Annotated in this window: 22 protein-coding genes; 7 read left to right on the forward strand and 15 right to left on the reverse strand. The window is 38.0% G+C overall.

Features of this window, described 5'->3' with window-relative positions; genetic code table 11:
• The first annotated feature begins 30 nt into the window (after positions 1–30).
• Together BN8061_RS01335 and BN8061_RS01340 are read left to right on the forward strand one after the other, a co-directional pair.
• The gene (locus BN8061_RS01335) at positions 31–447 is read left to right on the forward strand and encodes a hypothetical protein (protein WP_068595665.1); all 417 of its coding nucleotides are present in this window, start codon (positions 31–33) and stop codon (positions 445–447) included.
• A gap of 112 nt (positions 448–559) precedes the next feature.
• Positions 560–1,498 carry a hydrogen peroxide-inducible genes activator gene (locus tag BN8061_RS01340; RefSeq protein ID WP_068595668.1) on the forward strand — a complete coding sequence of 313 codons (939 nt, stop codon included), beginning with the start codon at positions 560–562 and terminating at the stop codon, positions 1,496–1,498.
• Between the two features lie 99 nt (positions 1,499–1,597).
• Here the strand turns inward: BN8061_RS01340 and tsf are convergent, their stop codons facing one another.
• The 9 genes from tsf to BN8061_RS01385 form a co-directional block, all read right to left on the reverse strand.
• Positions 1,598–2,422, reverse strand: coding sequence for a translation elongation factor Ts (gene tsf / locus BN8061_RS01345; protein WP_068595671.1), 825 nt, complete (start codon positions 2,420–2,422; stop codon positions 1,598–1,600).
• Between the two features lie 122 nt (positions 2,423–2,544).
• Positions 2,545–3,285: a 30S ribosomal protein S2 gene (rpsB, locus tag BN8061_RS01350; protein ID WP_068595676.1), complete on the reverse strand. Its 741-nt coding sequence runs from the start codon at positions 3,283–3,285 to the stop codon at positions 2,545–2,547.
• 126 nt (positions 3,286–3,411) lie between these two features.
• Positions 3,412–3,798 (reverse strand): 30S ribosomal protein S9, encoded by a 387-nt coding sequence (gene rpsI / locus BN8061_RS01355; protein ID WP_068595682.1) that lies wholly within the window; start codon positions 3,796–3,798, stop codon positions 3,412–3,414.
• Between the two features lie 8 nt (positions 3,799–3,806).
• Positions 3,807–4,262, reverse strand: coding sequence for a 50S ribosomal protein L13 (gene rplM / locus BN8061_RS01360; RefSeq protein ID WP_068595684.1), 456 nt, complete (start codon positions 4,260–4,262; stop codon positions 3,807–3,809).
• 154 nt (positions 4,263–4,416) lie between these two features.
• Positions 4,417–5,283, reverse strand: coding sequence for a fumarylacetoacetate hydrolase family protein (locus tag BN8061_RS01365; RefSeq protein ID WP_068595687.1), 867 nt, complete (start codon positions 5,281–5,283; stop codon positions 4,417–4,419).
• Between the two features lie 82 nt (positions 5,284–5,365).
• Entirely contained in the window at positions 5,366–6,508 is a 1,143-nt protein-coding gene (locus BN8061_RS01370) for an acyl-CoA dehydrogenase family protein (protein WP_068595689.1), read from the reverse strand.
• Positions 6,509–6,537: 29 nt separating this feature from the next.
• Positions 6,538–7,287, reverse strand: a complete 750-nt coding sequence (gene porT / locus BN8061_RS01375) for a type IX secretion/gliding motility protein PorT/SprT (protein ID WP_068595693.1) — start codon at positions 7,285–7,287, stop codon at positions 6,538–6,540.
• Between the two features lie 30 nt (positions 7,288–7,317).
• Entirely contained in the window at positions 7,318–8,052 is a 735-nt protein-coding gene (gene ubiE / locus BN8061_RS01380) for a bifunctional demethylmenaquinone methyltransferase/2-methoxy-6-polyprenyl-1,4-benzoquinol methylase UbiE (RefSeq protein WP_068595696.1), read from the reverse strand.
• A gap of 5 nt (positions 8,053–8,057) precedes the next feature.
• A complete protein-coding gene (locus BN8061_RS01385; RefSeq protein WP_068595698.1) occupies positions 8,058–8,615 on the reverse strand; it encodes a hypothetical protein in 558 nt (185 codons plus the stop codon).
• 119 nt (positions 8,616–8,734) lie between these two features.
• Between BN8061_RS01385 and BN8061_RS01390 the strand changes: the two genes are divergently transcribed.
• From BN8061_RS01390 to BN8061_RS01400, 3 genes are all read left to right on the forward strand, one after another.
• Positions 8,735–9,805, forward strand: a complete 1,071-nt coding sequence (locus BN8061_RS01390) for a 3-oxoacyl-ACP synthase III family protein (protein WP_068595702.1) — start codon at positions 8,735–8,737, stop codon at positions 9,803–9,805.
• A 3-nt stretch (positions 9,806–9,808) separates the two neighbouring features.
• Positions 9,809–10,870: a chorismate synthase gene (gene aroC / locus BN8061_RS01395; RefSeq protein WP_068595703.1), complete on the forward strand. Its 1,062-nt coding sequence runs from the start codon at positions 9,809–9,811 to the stop codon at positions 10,868–10,870.
• A 79-nt stretch (positions 10,871–10,949) separates the two neighbouring features.
• Positions 10,950–11,291 carry a T9SS type A sorting domain-containing protein gene (locus BN8061_RS01400; RefSeq protein ID WP_068595706.1) on the forward strand — a complete coding sequence of 114 codons (342 nt, stop codon included), beginning with the start codon at positions 10,950–10,952 and terminating at the stop codon, positions 11,289–11,291.
• A gap of 84 nt (positions 11,292–11,375) precedes the next feature.
• Here BN8061_RS01400 and BN8061_RS01405 read toward each other — a convergent pair whose 3' ends face one another.
• Positions 11,376–12,158 carry a superoxide dismutase gene (locus BN8061_RS01405; RefSeq protein WP_068595709.1) on the reverse strand — a complete coding sequence of 261 codons (783 nt, stop codon included), beginning with the start codon at positions 12,156–12,158 and terminating at the stop codon, positions 11,376–11,378.
• A 93-nt stretch (positions 12,159–12,251) separates the two neighbouring features.
• Positions 12,252–12,635: a helix-turn-helix domain-containing protein gene (locus tag BN8061_RS01410; protein WP_013597546.1), complete on the reverse strand. Its 384-nt coding sequence runs from the start codon at positions 12,633–12,635 to the stop codon at positions 12,252–12,254.
• 114 nt (positions 12,636–12,749) lie between these two features.
• Here BN8061_RS01410 and BN8061_RS01415 point away from each other — a divergent pair, with 114 nt between their 5' ends.
• Together BN8061_RS01415 and BN8061_RS01420 are read left to right on the forward strand one after the other, a co-directional pair.
• Positions 12,750–13,262 carry a hypothetical protein gene (locus tag BN8061_RS01415; protein WP_068595712.1) on the forward strand — a complete coding sequence of 171 codons (513 nt, stop codon included), beginning with the start codon at positions 12,750–12,752 and terminating at the stop codon, positions 13,260–13,262.
• Positions 13,263–13,321: 59 nt separating this feature from the next.
• The gene (locus tag BN8061_RS01420; protein WP_013597544.1) at positions 13,322–13,918 is read left to right on the forward strand and encodes a thioredoxin domain-containing protein; all 597 of its coding nucleotides are present in this window, start codon (positions 13,322–13,324) and stop codon (positions 13,916–13,918) included.
• A 57-nt stretch (positions 13,919–13,975) separates the two neighbouring features.
• Here BN8061_RS01420 and hemE read toward each other — a convergent pair whose 3' ends face one another.
• The 4 genes from hemE to hemA are packed head-to-tail and all read right to left on the reverse strand — an operon-like array spanning position 13,976 to position 17,838.
• Positions 13,976–15,001 carry a uroporphyrinogen decarboxylase gene (gene hemE, locus BN8061_RS01425; RefSeq protein ID WP_068595714.1) on the reverse strand — a complete coding sequence of 342 codons (1,026 nt, stop codon included), beginning with the start codon at positions 14,999–15,001 and terminating at the stop codon, positions 13,976–13,978.
• Positions 14,998–15,663: a uroporphyrinogen-III synthase gene (locus tag BN8061_RS01430; protein WP_162270399.1), complete on the reverse strand. Its 666-nt coding sequence runs from the start codon at positions 15,661–15,663 to the stop codon at positions 14,998–15,000. Before BN8061_RS01430 ends, hemE begins: the two co-directional genes overlap by 4 nt.
• Positions 15,660–16,583 (reverse strand): hydroxymethylbilane synthase, encoded by a 924-nt coding sequence (gene hemC / locus BN8061_RS01435; protein WP_094745818.1) that lies wholly within the window; start codon positions 16,581–16,583, stop codon positions 15,660–15,662. The genes BN8061_RS01430 and hemC overlap by 4 nt, the downstream gene beginning before the upstream one ends.
• Positions 16,584–16,590: 7 nt before the next feature.
• Complete coding sequence (gene hemA / locus BN8061_RS01440) at positions 16,591–17,838, reverse strand: glutamyl-tRNA reductase (RefSeq protein ID WP_068595723.1); 1,248 nt, start codon at positions 17,836–17,838, stop codon at positions 16,591–16,593.
• Positions 17,839–18,013 lie beyond the last annotated feature (175 nt).

The following is an 18,013-nucleotide window of genomic DNA, read 5'->3' on the forward strand; positions in this document are numbered from 1 at the left end:
ATTTTAAACTATTATAAATACATTGAAACAATGAAAAAAGCAATTTTAGGATTATCAGTTTTAGGTTTGGTTGCATTTACATCATGTAAAAGCGAAGCGGAAAAAAAAGTTGACAACGTAAAAGATACGCAAGAAGTAATTTCTGAAACTACCAACGACGCTACAGAAACCGCAAGAGACGAGGCAGTAAACGTTATGGAAACTCTTGAAAAAATGCCAGCTTTCAGCTCGCCAGAAGCAAAAACATTTGCAGACAAATACGCTGCTTATGTACACGAGTTGAAAACAGTAGCTGCATCTGGAGACCAAGCTAAATTGGCTGAATTACAAGGGAAAGCAGTAGAATATACTAAAGAAATGGCAACACTTGCTCAAAAACTTACTCCAGAAGATGCAAAAAAATTGTCAGATTGGGCTGCTGAATTACAAAAATCATTGAACAAATAAGATTCAAACAAGTTTTTTGTATAAAGGCACCTTCGAAAACGAAGGTGCTTTTTCATTTTATAATATTATTAGTCGTAAGTTTTCTTAACTTTATTGCAAATATTATATTCTTATGACCCTCGTGCAATTGCAGTATGTCTTAGCGGTAGCTGAACACAAAAACTTTACTGTTGCGGCAGACAAATCGTTTGTCACTCAACCAACGTTGAGCATGCAAATACAAAAATTAGAAAAAGAATTGAACATCGAGATATTCGATCGCACTTCACATCCGATCAAAATCACGCAAATCGGTCAGAAAATCATCAACCAGGCGAAAGTCATACTCAAAGAAGCCAACCGTATGCAACATTTGGTAAACGAAGAGAAAGGACAGTTGGAGGGCGATTTCAAAATCGGAGTAATCCCAACCATTTTACCCACTTTGGTTCCGCTTTTTTATAAAACTTTCGTAAAGAACAATCCGAAATCGAATCTCATCATCAAAGAACTTCAGACCGAAAAAATAATCGAAGAGGTAAAAGAAGGCTCGTTGGATTTTGGGATTGTGGTGTCGCCGCTCTACGAAGATCAATTGATAGAAAAAACGCTCTATTACGAGCCACTTATAGCTTATATTCCGCCCAATCATCGGTTGGCAGGACAAGACCTCATTTCGGAATCTGATTTGGATACGGCAGACTTATTGATCTTACAAGAAGGCCATTGTTTTCGCGATAATGTTTTGGCGTTGTGCGAGACTTCTAAATTGAAGCAAAGTCCGATAAAACTTGAAAGCGGAAGTTTTGATGCTTTGATAAAACTTGCAAATGATGGTTATGGGATGACTTTGTTGCCAGCCTTGGAAGCCGAAGATTTACCGAGCGATTTACAGCAAAACCTTCGACAGTTCGAGCATCCAGTACCAACACGTGAGGTGAGTCTTATCTATCATCAATCGCAACTTCGGGCAACGTTTGAGAACGAATTGGTAAAGACGATACAAGGTATTTTGCGAGGAAAAATATTTTTGGAACAAAACGATGAAAACCACACGGTAAGCTTGCCATAATAATTGTTGAACAGCAAGAACATAAAAAAATCCGACCAAGAGAATTTTGATCGGATTTGTTTTTTTATAAAACTTTTTCTCGGTATGTTTTGAGAAAAATTAGATTGCGTAACGGATGTATCCTTTTACAGTAAGATCTGGATTTACCGCTTTTACCATATCTTTTACCGATGTTTTACCATCTTTGATCGATGCTTGGTGAACCAGTGTATTCTCTTTGAAGAATTTTTGAAGTTTACCTTGCGCGATATTTTCTATCATATTTTCTGGTTTACCTTCTGCAACCAATTGCTCTCTAGCGATAGACAATTCAGTATCGATTACCGATTGTTCTACCTGTGTTTCGTCTAAAGCCACCGGATTCATTGCTGCAACTTGCATCGCAACATCATAAGCAACCTCTTTTGCGCCGTCGTGATCACCAGACAAAGCCACTACAGCTGCGATTCTGTTACCAGCGTGGATATAAGCGTTCAATGCAGATCCTTCGATGGTTTGGAAGTTACCGATTTCTATTTTTTCACCGATTACTCCTGTTTGCTCTGTAAGTTTTTCTTCTACCGTGATACCGTGGAAAGGTGCTTTCAACAATTCTTCTTTGGTAGAGAAGTTCAATGCTAATTCTGCCAATTCGTTTGCCAATTTTACGAAATCTTCATTTTTAGCCACGAAGTCTGTTTCACAGTTCAAAGCGATGATTACCCCTTTGTTGTGTGCTTCGTTTACTTTTGCGATGACAGCACCTTCGGTAGATTCGCGATCTGATCTGTTTGCTGCAACTTTTTGACCTTTTTTACGTAGGATTTCTACAGCTTTATCGAAATCTCCTCCAGCTTCTTCCAAAGCTTTTTTAGAATCCATCATTCCTGCTCCAGTAGCATTTCTCAATTTACTTACCTCAGCGGCTGTTGCTTTATAGCTCATAATTCTTTTTTGTTTTATTAGTATTTTTTGTGTTGTAACGAATCAAAAGTAGCTCATACATCCGAAAATGTAGGAGCTACAGTTTTTGTGATTATTTCGATGAAATGATCATCTAAGATTTTTTAAGCTTCAGTTTCTGTTTTTTCAGCTCCTTCTTTTGCTTTTTCTTTCTCAGCTTTACGCGTAGACAGACCTTCTTTGATAGATTCAGCAACAGTAGACAAGATGATATCGATAGATTTAGAAGCGTCATCGTTTGATGGGATTGCGTAATCTACGACACGTGGGTCTGTGTTGGTATCTACCATAGCAAAAACTGGAATACCTAATTTTTTTGCTTCGGCAATTGCGATGTGTTCGCGCACGGTATCTACTACGAATATAGCAGATGGTAGACGGGTCATATCTGCAATAGAACCTAAGTTTTTCTCTAAACTAGCTCTTTGACGATCGATTTGTAATCTTTCTTTTTTAGACAATGTTTCAAACGTTCCGTCTTTTTTCATACGGTCGATTGAGTTCATTTTTTTAACTGCTTTACGGATAGTAACAAAGTTAGTCAACATACCTCCAGGCCAACGTTCTGTAATATAAGGCATGTTAATTTCTTCAGCATGTTTAGCAACTACATCTTTTGCTTGTTTTTTGGTTGCAACGAAAAGGATTTTACGTCCCGATGCTGCGATTTTACCCAATGCTTCAGAAGCTTCATCTAATTTCACTGCAGTTTTGTGAAGGTCGATGATGTGGATTCCATTTTTCTCCATGAAGATATAAGGAGCCATGTGTGGATTCCATTTTCTTGTTAAATGACCAAAATGCACACCAGCATTTAAAAGGTCTTTTACATTTACTTTTGCCATTTTCTTATTTTCTTAGTTTACGTTCCGTTTTCTCAACAAGCAACAAATGAGTGGTCATGTATTCGCCTCAATTGTTTAGATGCTAAACCAACGGAAAATGGATTTTTTAATAATTTGAATAATCGATTAACGTTTAGAGAATTGGAATTTCTTACGTGCTTTTTTCTGACCGAATTTTTTACGCTCAACCATTCTTGGGTCGCGTGTCAATAATCCTTCTGGTTTCAAAGAAGCTCTGAATTCTGCATCTACTTCGCATAGTGCTCTAGAGATTGCCAAACGAATTGCTTCTGCTTGACCTGTATGTCCACCCCCAAACACTTTGATTGCTACATCGTATTTATCTTTTGTTTCTGTAAGCAAGAAAGGTTGTTGTACTTTGTAACGTAAAACCTCTGTACCAAAATAATCTTCTAAAGAGCGACCGTTTATAAAGATTTCACCGTTTCCTTCTTGTAAATATACACGAGCGACAGATGTCTTTCTACGTCCTATTTTATGAACTATTGCCATGGTTCTAATTATAAATATTGGTTAATATCTATTTTTGTTGGTTTCTGAGCTTCGTGCGGATGCTCTGCCCCTTCAAAAATGTATAAATTTTTCAACAATGCTGCTCCTAATTTATTTTTAGGTAACATTCCTTTTACAGATTTTTCGATCAAACGTTTCGGATCTCTATTGTACAACTCTTTAGCTGTCAACGATCTTTGACCTCCTGGATAACCTGTGTGACGGATGTATAATTTATCCTCCCATTTGTTACCCGTAAGTTTGATGTTTTCTGCATTCAACACAATTACATTGTCTCCACAATCTACGTGAGGCGTGAAGTTTGCCTTGTGTTTCCCTCTGATTAGCTTCGCAATACCTGACGATAGGCGTCCTAAACTCAGGTCAGAAGCGTCCACTACTACCCATTCTTTCTGAGCAGTCTGTTTGTTGGCTGATGTAGTTTTGTAACTTAACGTGTCCACTATCTTGATTTTTAATATTTTACATAAATCCCGACGCTATGATCGGGGTGCAAATGTACGAATTCCTTTTTGTAATCCAAAAAGGAATTTGCAATTATTTGTATTTTTTTAGAATGCTTTTATTATAACTTGGCAAAGATAAAATTTTTACCGATTAAATTAAGGCTTTATCATACGCCAAAATCTGTTGTGTTGTGCTGCCCAAATAATCTCCGCCGTACTCAATTACATCGCCAGGTTTCAACCAAATTTGTGGATCTTTTCCCATGCCCGAGCCTGCTGGTGATCCTGTTGATAATATATCGCCTGGCATAAAAGATAAAAACTGACTGAGGTATGAAATTAATTTGGGAATACGATAAATGAAATCTCGCGTATTACCATCTTGCATCATTTCGCCGTTGAGCTTCAACCACAATCCAACATTATTGATGTCGGCAATCTCGTCTTTGGTTACAATCCACGGACCAACTGGTGCAAAGGTGTCGCAACCTTTTCCTTTATCCCACGTCCCTCCTCTATCGGTTTGAAAATGTCGTTCGCTAATATCATTCATCAACACATAACCGTAGACGTAATCCATTGCCTCTTCTTCTGTTACGTTGCTTGCTCGTTTGCTAAAGATGACTGCCAATTCGGTTTCCCAATCCATTTTCAGCGAGCCAAACGGCTGCATAATGCCGTCTTGCGGACCGCAAAATGACTGATTTGCTTTGAGGAACATGATGGGTTCGGGTTGCTGTTCTAACCCCGTTTCTTTTACATGGTCTTCGAAATTGAGCCCTACACAGACTATTTTCCCGGGCTTTTCTAGCGGTGGTCCAAGGCGTACCTCGTTTGCGACTATGGGTAAATCTTGGCGATTGGTTTCGATATAATCCATTAATTCTTCTTGCAGAGCTTCGCTTGCAAAAAATTGTTCATTATACTCAATTCCTGAAGCTGAGACGTCGTATCGCACATCATCGATTACGATGCCCAACTTTTCTTTTCCTTTTTCTCCAAAACGGATTAATTTCATTTGTTATATTTTTTCCGTTTGCAAATATAGGGTATAAAAAAAGGAACCAAAAAGGCTCCTTTCATTTATTGAATTTTAAATATTATCGTTTCGCTATTGAACGAGAAATAACAATTTTCTGAATTTCTGAGGTTCCTTCGTAAATCTGCGTAATTTTTGCGTCGCGCATCATGCGTTCTACGTGATACTCACGTACATAACCATTTCCTCCATGGATCTGAACTGCTTCGGTTGTTACATTCATCGCGGTGGTAGAAGCGAATAATTTTGCCATTGCACCAGATTCTGAAATGTCTTTTCCTTCATCTTTCTCAACTGCTGCTTTGAAGCACAACATTCTTGCTGCCGTGATATTCGTAGCCATATCTGCCAATTTGAACGCAACCGCTTGGTGATTGATAATTTCTGTACCAAAAGCTTTACGAATTTTAGCGTAATTCAGGGCCAATTCGTACGCTCCTTGTGCAATTCCTAAAGCTTGAGAAGCGATCCCGATTCGTCCTCCGTTCAAAACGTTCATGGCGAATGCGAAACCAAATCCATCTTCACCTATGCGGTTTTCTTTTGGCACTTTCACATCGTTGAAGAATAAAGAGTGCGTATCCGATCCGCGGATTCCCATTTTTTGTTCTTTTGGTCCTATTTCGAATCCTTCCCAACCTTTTTCTACGATAAACGCATTGATTCCTTTATGCTTTTTTTCTGGATTGGTATGGGCAATCACCAAATAAGTAGAAGCGTTGCCTCCGTTGGTGATCCAGTTTTTGGTACCATTCAGTAAATAATATTCGCCCATATCTACTGCTGTGGTTTTTTGTGATGTTGCATCTGACCCTGCGTCTGGCTCAGATAAACAAAACGCACCGATTACTTCGCCTTTTGCCAACGGCACTAGGTATTTTTGTTTTTGTTCTTCGGTACAATATTTTTCCATCCCGGCACAAACCAAGGAGTTGTTTACCGACATGACTACGGCAGCAGAAGCGTCTACTTTTGCAATTTCTTCCATTGCCAAAACATAAGACACGCTGTCCAGCCCTGCTCCTCCATATTTCGGGTCGACCATCATTCCCAAAAACCCGAGTTCGCCCATTTTTTTCACGGCGTTGTGTGGGAAGGTTGAGGTTTCGTCGCGTTCGATAACTCCCGGTAATAATTCTGAAACAGCAAAATCACGTGCTGCTTGTTGTATCATCAATTGTTCTTCTGTAAGCTGAAAGTTCATTTATTTTTTTGTTTGTTTTTGTTATTTTTTTATTCAAATTTTAAGGACAAAAATACGCCTCGTGTTTTCAGGTCGTACAAGGTGCCGGTATAATTCGGATAGTTCTCTTCGTCTTTGTCTCGTACCATCTCATTATTAAAGAAAAATACACCTTTGAGTGCGGGTGTCATTTTGAACTTTTTAAAATAGATATCGACCCCAATTTCTGCCTGCCAATTGAAATTGTTGGTGGTGGTACGGAAAACTCCCGCCAAATTATCATCTTCTTTGTCTTGATTCGATTGCAAATTCATCATATACCCGAATCCTCCTTGCATATAAGGGCGTGTATTGAACCAACGATTGCCATGAAAATTGATCAGAATTGGAATTTCTACATAGGTAGATTTTACGTCACGTTTGTAATCGGCTTCGTTCACCAACCCTACATTGCGAAAGTATAAGGTACGCTCGGCGAAATGGATTCCTGGTTCTGTCTTGAGGTCGATGTAATCATTTACCCGCATTCGACCAACAAGTCCGACCGAAAACCCAGGTGAATTTTCTTGAGCTAAATACACCATTCCGTCTTGGTCTGCTCCGTCATCTTGTATTCCATTGTCAGAAAATTCTTTGGGTACAACTTTGTACGAGAGTAAATTTGTTCCTAAATAGAATCCGAACGAAAATTTTTTCTGATCGGTAAATTCACGATTCCATTCTTTATCGTAATTGGGTCTAAATTGTCCGAAAGAACTTATACCTAAAACGGTCGCGATAAGTAATAATTTTGCCTTCATAACTTTTATCGGAACGAATATAATCAAAATTTATTTTACAGCAACGTAAATACTTGCTATTCCAAATGTTAAACGATGATCTACGGGATTTTTAAAATTTGTTCCGCTAAGTATAGCTTTCATTTCTTCGCCTTGCGGAAAAGCACTGATAGACTCTGGCAAATAGGTATACGCGCTTTGATCCTTGGAAACCAATCGACCAATCATGGGCAATAAGGTTGAAGAATAGAAGCTGTACAACTGTTTCATGGGGAATTGAGACGGATAGGAAAACTCCAAAATCACAAAGGTTCCGTTGGGTTTCAACACGCGGTGAATTTCTTTCAAACCCTTTTCTAAATTTTCGAAATTTCGCACGCCAAACGAGACCGTAACACAATCGAACGAATGATCTGCAAAAGGCAAATTCTCTGAGTCGCCTTGGATCATCTCGATTCTATCCGACAGTTTTTCTGCTGCTACTTTTCCTCGTCCAACTTCCAACATTCCGGCCGACAAATCCAAACCTGTAACGCGCGCATTGGTCTTTTTTGCCATCATTATCGCCAAATCACCCGTACCAGTGGCAATATCGAGAATTGTTTGCGGGTTCGCTTTTTGTACAATTTCGATTACTTTTTTGCGCCATTGTACATCGATACCTCCCGACAAAACACGATTCAACAAATCGTATTTCGGCGAAATATTATCGAACATCTGTTCTACTTGTTTTTTCTTGGTAAGGTCCGACTCTTGGTAAGGAGTAACATTATCGTGTTTTGCCATTCTCTTTATTCGTAATTTTCAAAATAAAATTGTTTAAAATCTTTTTCGTTGAAAATCTTCATCAAATCGGTATGTTTTTCGCCTTTTTTGATAAAAATTTTCGGAAGATCTTCGTCGAGGTTATAATAGAAATTCTCTATATACAGCCGATCCGACTTCAAAATACTGCCAAAATAGACTTTATCATCGATTGTAATATGGTTTGATTTGAAAAGCGAATCGACATTGTTTCGCATTCCATAAGGTCTTTTGAAGGTATAATAGGTCTCGCCTGTTGGGTTCAACAAACCGTTTGCTTTCTTTATGTTGATTACCGTGTCTATTTTTCTGTCGCGATAGACGTATTTTACTCGATTCTCGCCACGCATCAAATCGATTCTCATGGTTTGATTGGGAGCGATGACAAACTCCTTACCGTTGATATCCAACGCCAATTGTTCGGAAGAAGGATTGTCGATAACATAGCCCATTTTCTTTTCTAAAAAGGTCGAATAAATTATATAAAGGACGCCAAACGTAACCAAAACGACCAAAAAACCTACTAAAGCTGGATTTCTTTTCATTCGGTAAAAATAGGTATAGTTTAGAAAACCAAAAAATCACAGTTTGCATTTTTTATACTAAATGATTTAATCTAGCTATATTTGCATGAATAATTAAAAAAATATTTTCAATTTTAACAATGATAAATTCAGTAATAAAAGGTAGCGGGAGTTACATCCCAAAAAACGTCGTTTACAATGCTCATTTCGTTGATTACGAATTTTATGACGAAAAAGGCGAGCGAATTGATAAACCAGGAGAAGAAATTATCAAAAAATTCCAAGAAATCACCGAAATCGAAGAAAGGCGTTATATCGATCAAAATATACTGAATTCTGAAATTGCAACCATTGCCGCCCAAAAAGCTTTAGAAAAATCGGGCGTCGACAAAGAAGCTTTAGACTACATCATTGTTGCACACAATTTTGGTGATATAGACCCCGTCAGTCGTCAGATCGATATTATGCCCTCTATGTCTGCCAAAGTGAAACACAATTTGGGTATAAAAAACCTGAAGTGTCGCCCTTACGATATGACTTTTGGTTGCCCTGGCTGGGTAGAAAGCATGATATTGGGACATCAATTCATCCAAGCTCGATTGGCAAAAAACATTTTAGTCATTGGCTCAGACACTTTATCGCGAGCAGTGGACCCGCACGATCGTACCGCTATGATTTTTGCAGACGGTGCAGGCGCAGTCGTATTATCTGCCGAGGAATCAGACGAGAAATACGGAATTTTGGCTTACAACACTTTGTCGTATACGGGTGATGAATTGCGATACTTAGAAAATGGTCCTTCGCTGAAATCAGGCTACGTGGGTTCGAATAAAAATATTCGCATGAAGGGTAGAAAAGTTTATGAATTCGCACTGAAAAACGTACCCAACGCACTGAAAGAAACCATGGAAATCACCGATCTTGACATCGATGATTTGTCGAAAATATTATTACATCAGGCCAACGCCAAAATGGATCACGCCATGATAGAACGTTTTTATAAACTCTACAATCGGGCGGTGCCAGAAGGTGTAGACCCTATGACCGTCCAAAAACTAGGAAACACTTCGGTTTCTACGATTCCGATCATGTACGATTTGATAGAAAATCATTTGTTGGGCAAACACCAGTTCTCGAAGGGAGATCATCTCTTAATGGCTTCTGTGGGAGCAAGCATGAACATCAATGCGTTGGTTTATAAATACCGCTAACCCATGTCGAATTCTTTTGGTAAGATTCTACGTCTAACAACCTTTGGCGAAAGTCATGGCCGAGCAATTGGTGGAATTCTCGATGGTTTTCCAGGGAATGTTGCCTTAGACTTAGAAGCGATCCAACATCAATTAGACCGAAGAAAACCTGGACAATCTTCTATCGTTACGCAAAGAAAAGAATCAGACACTGTTCAATTTCTATCGGGCATTTACAACGGAAAATCGACTGGGGCGCCGATTGGTTTTTTGATTGAAAACGACAATCAGAAATCGAATGATTACGATCATCTCAAAGATGTTTTCAGACCATCACATGCCGATTTTACTTATCAGAGCAAAAACAAAAACCGAGACCATAGAGGTGGTGGCAGAAGCTCTGCCAGAGAAACCGCAAATTGGGTGGTAGCTGGCGCCTTGGCAAAACACCTCATTCCAGAAATCAAAATCAACGCCTACGTTTCTGCTGTAGGAAACATTCGGGTTGAACAGCCCTATACCGAACTGAATTTGGATCTTATCGACAGCAATATGGTGCGATGCCCAGTTGAAGATAAGGCCGAAGAAATGATCGATTTTATAAAAAAAATAAGAAAAGAAGGCGATACCGTTGGCGGTGAAATAAGCTGCGTCATTCAGCATGTGCCCATTGGTTTGGGCGAGCCTATTTTCGACAAACTGCATGCTCGATTGGGGCAAGCGATGTTGTCTATCAATGCGGTAAAAGGATTTGAATATGGCGAAGGGTTTGCTGCTTCGCGATTGCGAGGCTCGCAAATGAACGATTTATTCGAAACCGATGGGACAACCAAAACCAATTTTTCGGGCGGTGTGCAGGGTGGAATTTCGAACGGAATGCCAATTTATTTCAAAGTTGCATTCAAACCCGTTGCAACCTTGATGCAAACGCAAACAGCACTTTCTGCCGAGCACAAACTTATCGAATTGCAAGGTAAAGGTCGCCACGATCCTTGTGTAGTTCCGCGAGCTGTACCCATTGTAGAGGCATTGGCTTCTTTGGTTTTGGCAGATTTTACATTGATCAACAAGTCGAAAACATTGTAAAAAAAATTGGCATTTATTTTGAAAATGTTGTTTTACCAACAATTATTTTCTATATTTGGAAACGTAATACTGTAATTGTATGAAACACTTTTTACTTTTTATTACTATATCACTCTTTGGTTTTGCTGAGTTATCGGCACAGTCGGGGTATAGAAATGCACCGTTGCAGACGCAAGTTGAGGCGAAATCGGTGGTTATTTCTCCGAATCCAGCGACAAGTCTTGTCGAAATCAATGCAGAAACTTCGGGTAAATTGTCTCATGTCATCATCTACTCTATCATCGGCAACGAGGTGTTGAATGCCAAGGCAGATAACAATAATCTCCGATTGAATATTGGAAACCTAAAAAAAGGTAAATACATCGTACGCTCATTCTTCAGCAATGGTACGTCTGAGGTTACCACCCTCATAAAGCAATAAAAGCAATAATCAAGAAAATACGATATAAAAAAAAGAGGCTGTCTCAAAAGTGAAACAGCCTCTTTTTTTGTTGCCATCAGCTTATTATTTTTTCATGGCTTTGCTATAATTTTCGTCTACTTGTTTCCAATCCAAAACTTTGAAGAAATTGGTCAAATAATCATCACGTTTGTTTTGGTATTTCAGATAATAGGCGTGTTCCCAAACATCTACACCCAAAATTGGCGTACCAGGCTCTTTTGCTCCTGGCATCAACGGGTTGTCTTGATTTGGAGTTGAAGTTACTGCCAACGAGCCGTCTTCTTTCACAATCAGCCAAGCCCAACCAGAACCAAACTGTTTAGATCCGGCTTCTTTCAATTGTTTCACCAAGTCGTCTAAGCTACCAAATGTTGTTGTAATTTTGGTCAACAATTCTGCAGAAGGCTCGGCAGTAGGATTTGGCGAAATCAAATCAAAATACATCAAGTGGTTGTAATATCCACCAGCATTGTTGCGCAATGCGCTGTTGTTCATATCCAAATTCTTCAAGATATCGACAATGTTGTTACTTGTATTTCCACTCTCTTTCAATGCAGTATTCAGTTTGTTGATGTATCCCAAATAGTGTTTAGAAAAGTGAACCTCCATTGTTTTACCATCGATGTATTCATTTACCTCATCGTACCCATATTTCAATGGTTTTATTTGGAAAGTTCCTGGATCAGCTTTCACATCTGTCGGGTTGCCCAAAGTTTCTGTTTTATCGTCTGTTTTCACTGCAACGGTATCATTAGAAGATGGTGTCACTACTGTATTGGTCGATTCTTTACAAGCGTATGTCATCAACAACATCAAAGAAGCACCTAAAATCAAGCCTTTTTTCATTTTATTAACGTATTTTATTTGAGTTGATAAGTTAGCAAAAATTATACTAAACTTGAAATTATCAATTTTAATATTTTGTTAAATTAAAACAAGTTAACTTTCTCTCAACAAACGCAACTCATTTTTCAAACTTAATAGCTGTTCTTGTAATTGTAGAATTTGCTCATCCTTCGATTTGATGAGTTCTTTGTATAATTCTTCAATTTTTGCTGTGGAAGTTATATTATTGGTATTATAATATCCTGATTGTGAACAAGCATTGAAAACGACCTGATCATTGAAGTTTTTAATAGTTTCTGAATCGACCTCTAAAACACGTGCAATTTCGTTTAATTTTTCTTCCGAAATTTTGGTCTTACAATTCTCAATATCAGAATAAGAGCTTTGACTTATCGATAATTTATCAGCCATATAACTTTGACTAAGATTCTTTATTTCACGTACTTTTCTTATTTTATAACCAATAACAGTATCCATAAACACAATATTTTATCAATCAAATGTAATAAATTATTGGTTATGAAATTTGCCATATCCTTCACTTTATGAATATTTTCAACTTATTAAACAATTTCAAATAACCTAATAATTATGAAAAAATTTATTTTAAAAGGAGGCTTGATTATAGCCTTAGCTTCAAGTTCAATTTTTTATGCATGTAATAACGATGATGACACCGTTGAACAAACAGCCGAATTACAAGGTAAAAAATCACCTGTAATAGGAGAAGACATCTTCTTCAGATCAGATTACAAAGAAGATGTTACCAAAGGAGGTGGAGTAACTTTTGTATTTGATATAGGTAGACGATCGTCCCCTACTTGTAAGGGATTTGGAATCTGTCGCCTTGCTGCATTTGGTATTTGGATTGTTGTCCAGCCCAAAGCAAATCAAGCAATAGGAATTGACAAACAAAGTTCTCTAAAATTTATTACAATTGAGTTAGAATCTCCTATAGATCCTGCAGAATTCGACACACGTTTTTATGTTGATGAAGAAATAATTGACGACAATGGTAATTATAAAATCAAGGCAGGTGTTTATAATTTAGATTCTACGATCGGTTTATATGGTGGTTACAAATTACCTTATTTTGAATTGTAATTAATTATTAATATTTTAGGGTGTGAAATTCACACCCTAAATTCAATAAAAACAAACCTATGAAAAAACTTTTTCTATTTTTCACATTATTTATATTCACTATCGTATCTGCTCAAACTAAATACGAGACTCTTACTATTACCAATTACGACAGTATTCTAAAAAAGCTTGACTCAGAAAACCAAAATGAAATATACAATCTAAATATTAATGATTTTAAGCAACTTGTATCTAAATCAGCAAAACCATTTACATTGGTATATACATATGCTTGGTGGTGTGGTCCTTGTCGAAAAAAACTACCACAGGTTTTAGAATTTAAAAATAAACATCAAAACAAAGTAGAATTACTTATTTTAACAGGTGAGAAAAACCCAAGCAAATACCTTTATATGACTAATAAAGAATTCAATACTAAATACAATATTTTATTCCCAACATTTAATATCTCTGATGAAATTTCAACAAAAAGTAAAAAGAAATTTCACAACTTTATTCAAACAATTGTACCTGGACATTCAGACTACGGAACTGGTTTAAGTCTTAATTTATTAATTGATAATAAAACTTCTGAAGTTTTGTATGCATCATTTACTGAAATAGAAACAACAGACTCAATCTTCTCCAAACTAAACTCTTTTATTTCAAACAATTAAAAAACTCCAAAATCTCAATGGAATTTGGAGTTTTTGATGTAGCGTAAAAATATCGTTTTATTTTTTGTAATTCACCACGGCTTCAATAAATGCTTGTGCATTTTCTACCGGTACGTTTGGCAAAATGCCGTGCCCCAAATTGGCAACGTATTTATAGGTTCCGAAATCGTCGATCATTTCTTTTACCATTTGCTGTATCACCGCTGGCGGCGACAACAATCTCGACGGATCGAAATTACCTTGTAAAGTTTTTCTGAAACCTGTAAGTTCTCTTGCTGTATGCGGCGATACGGTCCAATCTACCCCCAAAGCCGAAGCATTGGATTTGCTCATTTTTTCGAGTGCAAACCAACATCCTTTTGCAAAAACTACAACCGGAACCAAAGGCGCCAATTCGTTGACGATTCGCTCCATATATTGCCAAGAAAACTCGTCGTAATCTTTTGGCGAAAGCATTCCGCCCCACGAATCGAATAGTTGAATGACATTTGCGCCGTGTTCTACTTTTTTCTTCAGATAATCGATCGTTGTTTTGGTAATTTTTTCTAACAACAAATGTGCAGCTTGTGGTTGCTGAAAACAAAAAGCTTTGGCTTTATCAAACGATTTTGACCCTTTCCCCTCTACTGCGTAACAGAGAATGGTCCAAGGCGAACCTGCAAAACCAATAAGCGGAATTTTGTTGTCTAATTCTTTTTTGGTAAGATCGATCGCCTGCATCACATAACCCAACGATTCTTCGATATCTGGATCGATAAGATGCTGTACATCTTGCATAGAACCAATCGGATTTTCTAACCAAGGTCCCACTCCGTTTTTCATCTCGAAATCCATCCCCATCGCTTGCGGAACCACCAAAATATCTGAGAAAATAATGGCTGCATCTAAGGGAAATCTCCTGATCGGTTGCATGGTAATCTCTGCAGCCAACTCTGGGGTTCGACAGCGTGTGAAGAAATCGTACTGGTCTCTAAGTTCGATAAACTCTGGAAGATAACGTCCTGCCTGACGCATCATCCATACTGGTGGGCGTTCTACTTCTTCGCCTCGTAGAGCTTTTAGATACAAATCATTTTTTATCATTTTCGATAGTTTTTTATGGTTTCCAAAACTGCTTCAACCGTGGTGTTTTTTGCAGTAATTATTGGATTATTAATTTTAGATTTAATGGCTTGTGTCGTGGTTTTACCAATCGAAAACAGCACACTCGAATGCGGTATTTCGTTTTCTTTGATAAACGATTCGAAGCTCAGCGGACTGAAAAATGCATAAGCGTCGAACTTTTGCATCATTTTATTGGTAATCGGTCGGGTATGATAACACACCACCTCGTGAATGTGATTTTGGTTGACACTCAATTGGTCTATTAAATAATCGCGACGACTTGTTCCGCTAAAAAACTGAAATTTTTGATGCTTCACATCTTTCAAATGTAGCTCAAAAAGATCTGCTGCATACTCTTCAACTGCGACAATCCTGCGATTTTGCTCTTTCAGCATATTGGCCGTTTTGTGCCCTACCACAAAAAAATCACCTTCTACAATAATGCCTTGTATTGCTCGTGCAGCATTCTGACTCGTCACAAGATGTTTTCGCACAACTGATTCTATTTTATTTTCAATGATATTCTTTTCTTCTAATCTTATTTCCAAAGTTGGAACAACTCGAATCTGCATTTCATTTCCGAGAAAATCTCTGAGGAGCGAATCTGAAATCTCTTTGGTAAATAGAATAGACTGAATCACGATTTCTTCAATTGTGTTTTGATTTGTTCGATCATCTTTTCGGCACCCAAGATTTTGCATTTTTCTGCCATTTTTCGACCAAAATTTTGGAAATCTTGCTTCGTAAAATGCTCTTCGACTTCTAATTTTTGTTGGCCGTCTAATGAAAGAATCGCACCATGAAAATGATATTGCTCTTCTCCAACTGTTGACACCAAAGCTCCGATTGGCGCTGTACAGCCCCCTTCTAATATATTGAGAAATTGCCTTTCTACCGTGGCTTTCAATTCGCATTCGGTGTTGTTGATATTGGGCAATTCGTAATTCTCTCGCGTTACCACTCCCAAAATTCCCTGCGAGGGTGCAGAAATCATCCAATCGATGACTTTATAATGTAATTTTTTTGCGGTTAATTCTTCTAGAATTTCTGCTCGATCTAAACCAGCTAAGGCGAAAATAGCTCCATCCCAATCGTTGTCCAAAAGTTTTTGCAAACGCAATTGTACATTTCCTCTGAGGTCGACCAATTGATCGTTCGGATATTGGTTCAACCAAAACGCACGACGCCGCAAACTACCAGTTGCAATGGTACGCACTTCTTTTTCGAAGATTTTTTCTGATTTATAAACCAAAATATCAGCTGCGTTGGCACGCTCGGGATAGGCTGCTAAAACCAAGCCTTCTGGCAAAACTGTCGGTACGTCTTTCAACGAATGCACCGCAATATCGATCTTGTCGTTGAGCAATGCAATATCCAACGATTTGGTAAATACACCGGTAAACCCTAATGAATAAATAGGTTGTTTGAGATTGAGATCACCTTCTGAACTGATGGGTACAATTTCGGTTTCACATCCTTTTTGGGTGAGTAAATCGGATACTTTATTCGCCTGCCATAATGCTAAAGGACTCTGACGAGTCCCTATTCTTATTTTTTTCATGGAGATATTAAGCTTCTTTTAAACGAAACATTTTTTGCATTAATTCGTAGGTGTCTTCTGCTTGTTCTCGATTTTCGAGCAGATAAGATGCAAACTGATTGGTCATTCGTTGAACCAACTTACTGGCCAAAATGATTTCGTTTTCGTCCAGTTCCATATTATCTTTTTTCATATTATGGACTTCGCTGTGCTGGATGAATTGCAACCTTGATTTGAACGATTGAATATAGGGCACCAACTCTCTTGTTTTCAACCACTCACCAAACTCTTGCATCAATTCGAGAATGATGGCTTCAGCATCTGGAATTGCAGCTTTACGCGTTGCTATGGTGTCGTCTACCATTTTCGAAAGTCCATCAACATTGAGCAATCTGATATTGTCGCGCGTAGCCAAGCTATGGGCCACATTTTCTGGAACCGACATGTCGATAATCAACATTTCTTTATCGAATGGAATCATCTCTTCGGTTATGGTGTGGTTGGTTGCCCCTGTAGCGACAATCAAGATATCGGTATTAGCTAATTCTGAGATTAATTCGGTGTGATCTTTTACGATAACTTCGTATTTATCGCCCAAAACATCTGCTTTTTCTCGGGTTCTGTTGACAATGGTGATCTGTGCTCCATTGGCATGTTTTACCAAATTGGCACAAGTATTTCGTCCAATTTTACCCAGACCGTAAAGTAGAATATTTTTATTGGCTAAATCTTTATAATTGTTTAAAATAAAAGCTACCGCAGAAAAGGCTACAGACGCCGAACCATTGCTCAGCAATGTTTCATTCTTTACGCGTTTGCTTATTTGGATGGCGGTATTCACCAAACGCTCGAGAAAAGCATTGGTCGATCCCTGTTTTTTGAATCGTGAAAACCAAATTTTGATCTGCCCAATGATATCAAAATCGCCAAGGATCTGACTTTCTAATCCGGATGATACACGAAACAAATGTTCTACGGCTTCTCTTCCTTCTTTTATGGTTACAAAATTTCTAAATTCTTCTACGCTTCCCTCTGTAAAACGACAGAATTGTTGGATAAGTTCTTCTGCCGAAGTTGCAAAACCGTAGCACTCTGTGCGATTGCAAGTAGAAACCACAAAGTAATGATCCAAACCATTGAGGCTTGCATCGCTTACAAATTTTTCTACCGTTTCTGGAAAAAATGTAAATTTACCACGAGCTTCCGCATCAGCTTTTTCATAACTGATTCCGATCACGTAGAATTTTTGGTCTTTTTTATCTCCTCTTATCGTCATTCGTCAACTAAAACTGAAGCAAAATTACGCTGAAAAAAAGAGAAAAATAGCTTCAAAAAGAAAAAAATAACGCCAAAAAGTAATTGTAATTATTTTAGAACTAATCTAAATTATTGTTTAAATTTGCGTTGTAATCCTTTTTGTACAGCAACTTAAGCCGTCGAAAAGAATTTTA

Origin of the sequence: Vaginella massiliensis, from assembly GCF_900089075.1 — a bacterium.
GTDB classification, from domain to species: Bacteria; Bacteroidota; Bacteroidia; order Flavobacteriales; family Weeksellaceae; genus Weeksella; species Weeksella massiliensis_A.

Coding starts and splice junctions, on each gene's coding strand:
- BN8061_RS01335 (WP_068595665.1), top strand. CDS start 31: ATGAAAAAAGCAATTTTAGGATTATCAGTTTTAGGTTTGGTTGCATTT.
- BN8061_RS01340 (WP_068595668.1), top strand. CDS start 560: ATGACCCTCGTGCAATTGCAGTATGTCTTAGCGGTAGCTGAACACAAA.
- tsf (WP_068595671.1), bottom strand. CDS start 2,422: ATGAGCTATAAAGCAACAGCCGCTGAGGTAAGTAAATTGAGAAATGCT.
- rpsB (WP_068595676.1), bottom strand. CDS start 3,285: ATGGCAAAAGTAAATGTAAAAGACCTTTTAAATGCTGGTGTGCATTTT.
- rpsI (WP_068595682.1), bottom strand. CDS start 3,798: ATGGCAATAGTTCATAAAATAGGACGTAGAAAGACATCTGTCGCTCGT.
- BN8061_RS01365 (WP_068595687.1), bottom strand. CDS start 5,283: ATGAAATTAATCCGTTTTGGAGAAAAAGGAAAAGAAAAGTTGGGCATC.
- BN8061_RS01370 (WP_068595689.1), bottom strand. CDS start 6,508: ATGAACTTTCAGCTTACAGAAGAACAATTGATGATACAACAAGCAGCA.
- porT (WP_068595693.1), bottom strand. CDS start 7,287: ATGAAGGCAAAATTATTACTTATCGCGACCGTTTTAGGTATAAGTTCT.
- ubiE (WP_068595696.1), bottom strand. CDS start 8,052: ATGGCAAAACACGATAATGTTACTCCTTACCAAGAGTCGGACCTTACC.
- BN8061_RS01385 (WP_068595698.1), bottom strand. CDS start 8,615: ATGAAAAGAAATCCAGCTTTAGTAGGTTTTTTGGTCGTTTTGGTTACG.
- BN8061_RS01390 (WP_068595702.1), top strand. CDS start 8,735: ATGATAAATTCAGTAATAAAAGGTAGCGGGAGTTACATCCCAAAAAAC.
- aroC (WP_068595703.1), top strand. CDS start 9,809: ATGTCGAATTCTTTTGGTAAGATTCTACGTCTAACAACCTTTGGCGAA.
- BN8061_RS01400 (WP_068595706.1), top strand. CDS start 10,950: ATGAAACACTTTTTACTTTTTATTACTATATCACTCTTTGGTTTTGCT.
- BN8061_RS01405 (WP_068595709.1), bottom strand. CDS start 12,158: ATGAAAAAAGGCTTGATTTTAGGTGCTTCTTTGATGTTGTTGATGACA.
- BN8061_RS01410 (WP_013597546.1), bottom strand. CDS start 12,635: ATGGATACTGTTATTGGTTATAAAATAAGAAAAGTACGTGAAATAAAG.
- BN8061_RS01415 (WP_068595712.1), top strand. CDS start 12,750: ATGAAAAAATTTATTTTAAAAGGAGGCTTGATTATAGCCTTAGCTTCA.
- BN8061_RS01420 (WP_013597544.1), top strand. CDS start 13,322: ATGAAAAAACTTTTTCTATTTTTCACATTATTTATATTCACTATCGTA.
- hemE (WP_068595714.1), bottom strand. CDS start 15,001: ATGATAAAAAATGATTTGTATCTAAAAGCTCTACGAGGCGAAGAAGTA.
- hemC (WP_094745818.1), bottom strand. CDS start 16,583: ATGAAAAAAATAAGAATAGGGACTCGTCAGAGTCCTTTAGCATTATGG.
- hemA (WP_068595723.1), bottom strand. CDS start 17,838: ATGACGATAAGAGGAGATAAAAAAGACCAAAAATTCTACGTGATCGGA.